This window comes from Kineococcus glutinatus (assembly GCF_039542765.1).
GTDB lineage: Bacteria > Actinomycetota > Actinomycetes > Actinomycetales > Kineococcaceae > Kineococcus_A > Kineococcus_A glutinatus.
Genome location: NZ_BAABIL010000820.1, coordinates 1 through 641 on the forward strand (window position 1 = coordinate 1; position 641 = coordinate 641).

The 641-nt window shown below is 80.7% G+C and carries 1 pseudogene; it reads right to left on the reverse strand.

Features of this window, described 5'->3' with window-relative positions:
• Positions 1-641 (reverse strand): annotated as a pseudogene (locus ABEB16_RS21710) (hypothetical protein); the annotation flags it as partial.

Sequence of the window (641 nt, forward strand, 5' to 3'; positions counted from 1 at the left end):
ACCACCGTGAGCTCGGCCTTCCGGCTCGTGTTCGAGGCGAGGAACACGTGAGCGGCCACCACGTCACCGGTCACCACGTCACCGGCCGGTGCGTCGCCCGCCCCGGCGCCCTGCCCGGCGAGGGCGTCGGCGACGGCCGCGAGGTGGTCGCAGAAGTCGTCCCAACCCGGCAGGGCCGCCGCGACGTCGTGCCCGCCGGCGGCCCCGCCCGGCTCCTCCTGCCCCGCACCGGCCGTCACCAGGGGCAGCAGCACCGCGGCGGGGGCGTCCAGGACACCGGCGGCCACCAGCGCCGCCGCACCCCGCTCCGCCACGAGGTCGGGGTGCACGAGCCCCACCTCCTCGGCCTCCAGCGCCCGCGCCGCGAGGCTGCCCGGCAGGGCGAGCGCGTTGGCGGGAGCCAGTTCGTCCTCCTCGTCGGGCAGCGCCAGGTCCCCCAGCCACGGCAGCCGGGCGGCGACGTCGCGGGCCGCGTCCAGGGCCGCGCCGCCCTCCCACCGCGCCAGGTGCGCCTGGAGCAGGTCGAGCACCGCGCCGGCGAGGGCGTCGGGGTCCTCGGCGTCCGGCGAGGCCGCCACCGCCGCCCGCACCGCCCCGTCGGCCAGCAGCGAGGCGGGGGTGCCCGGCCGCGCCCCCAGCCG